The sequence below is a fragment of the Rhodococcus sp. (in: high G+C Gram-positive bacteria) genome, assembly GCF_049286785.1.
GTDB lineage: Bacteria > Actinomycetota > Actinomycetes > Mycobacteriales > Mycobacteriaceae > Rhodococcus_F.
In genome coordinates, this window is sequence record NZ_JBAQEO010000735.1 from 1 (window position 1) to 1803 (window position 1803).

1 protein-coding gene and 2 pseudogenes are annotated in these 1803 nt (G+C 63.6%); 2 read left to right on the forward strand and 1 reads right to left on the reverse strand.

Annotated elements, in window-relative coordinates; genetic code table 11:
* Both WAW17_RS26735 and WAW17_RS26740 read left to right on the forward strand, forming a co-directional pair.
* A pseudogene (locus WAW17_RS26735) lies at nucleotides 1-550 on the forward strand (hypothetical protein); the annotation flags it as partial.
* Between the two features lie 96 nt (nucleotides 551-646).
* Nucleotides 647-1378: a TetR family transcriptional regulator gene (locus WAW17_RS26740; RefSeq protein ID WP_422335888.1), complete on the forward strand. Its 732-nt coding sequence runs from the start codon at nucleotides 647-649 to the stop codon at nucleotides 1376-1378.
* A gap of 264 nt (nucleotides 1379-1642) precedes the next feature.
* On the opposite strand, the pseudogene WAW17_RS26745 reads toward WAW17_RS26740, so the two are convergent.
* Nucleotides 1643-1803: pseudogene (locus WAW17_RS26745) on the reverse strand (acetyl-CoA C-acyltransferase); the annotation flags it as partial.

The following is a 1803-nucleotide window of genomic DNA, read 5'->3' on the forward strand; positions in this document are numbered from 1 at the left end:
AGCGCCTCCCGAAGTTCTCTTCCTCTGGGCCCCGATACACTTCGAGAACGAGTGTTTCCACTTCCTCGTTTTCGAGAATCCCGACGGATCGCAGTGGGCGCACGACGCTCTGGTCGTTCCGAAGATCGCCGAGGGCGCGCCGGTGTTCGGCAGCGGAACCGAACCTCTTCGGTTCGCGCGGATCGACCATGACATCGAGTGGCGACCAGGCACCCGGCGAGCGCTCCGTGCCACCTTGGTCACCCAGGCTCTGGACGGCAAGAAGGATGAGATGCACCTCGAACCGTTGATGACTTTCCAGATGAAAGGGCTCGGCTACGGACACCCGGTCTGGGGCCATGGTGTCTGGCACGACGAGTTGGCCGTCGGCTCGGAGTCGTATGCAGAAGATTCCCTGGATCCGCTCCTGCCGGAGAATGTCCACGTTCAGCAACTCGTTCGGGCAACCTGGCGGGGCAGGAGCGGCCTCGGGGTGCTCGAGCAAGTTCTGCTGGGCAGCCATCGCCGCTACGGGTTCGAGTCCTACCTCGGCCCGGCCACCGACAGCTGAGAAGCTGCCGAGGGGAAGTCCCAGTGCGCGGCACGGCCGGCGCCGGTTGGCTCCAGCCCGGTCGAGCCCCGCCGCGGGGCTGGAATACTGGACCGCATGCCGACACCTGGTACCAGACCGCGCCGCCGTACTCAGGCCGAACGCGTCGCCGAGTCCAGCGAACGCATTCTCAATGCCGCCTTGGAACTGATTGCTGAGCAGGGTTTCGAAGCAACATCGATACGTGCAATCGCCGACCGCGCCGGGTTCGTCAGGTCGATGGTGAACACCCGCTACGGCAGCAAGGAAGGCCTGCTGGCGGCCATCATCGAGAAGCACTGGGTCACCGAGCTCCTCGCGCGTGCCGAGAGCATGCCGACCGGCATGGACGGGATACTGAGCATCATCGACCGACTTCGCGAGTTCGTGCTCACCGAACCGACTCGCCTCAGGGCCTTCCTCGTGATCAGTTTCGAAGCCGCAGGTCCGTCATCGATACCCAGCGACCAGATCGTCGGTCCGATCACCTCGCTGGAATCGGCCCTGGAACGCGCACTACGTCGCGGTGTCGAGGACGGCAGCGTCTGCGCCCTCGACGACCCCGCCTTCCACGCCACGCGGCTGGTCGACATCGGTATCGCCATGGCGTATCGCTGGGTCATCGAACCCGAGGGGTATCCGCTGGCGGCAAGACTGGCGGACTGGCACGAGGAACTCTCCTACTCCTACGGCACTCACCCCGAGGAGAGGACCGCTCCTCGTAGCATCGGTGGCCGAATACCCTGCGACAACACGATTCTTCCGCCGCGATCCACGGGCATTGCAGCCCGCCCGGACCTCACCCGTTAGGCTCCGCATGCCGGTCCCCGCTTCACAAACCACTCGTGCCGGTGTGCAAAACGAAAGTCCTTCTTTCTCTGCTGAATTCAGAGATCAATAGTCTCGCGTTGTGCATCCGAATTACCCCACCTCGAACGCAATCCTCGACCTACCAGAACATATATCGGCCACGTCTGTGAACAGACGCGGCACACTCCGGAAGGTACTCCATCGTGTACACGGCCTAGTGGAGAATCTGGTCGACAGAAAGTCAGCCCCCACCGGCAGTTACCGTCATGCGGATTCGATGGACGCAGCCATGCCCTGACCACCGCCGATACACATCGTCACCAACGCCCGCCCACCACCACGACGCTTCAACTCGTGCGCGGCAGTGGTGAGCATCCGCACTCCCGTCGCGCCGATCGGATGGCCGAGGGAGATCCCGGACCCGT

What these genes read in the sequence shown, in the direction of transcription:
- WAW17_RS26740 (WP_422335888.1), top strand. Translation starts at nt 647, where the DNA reads ATGCCGACACCTGGTACCAGACCGCGCCGCCGTACTCAGGCCGAACGC.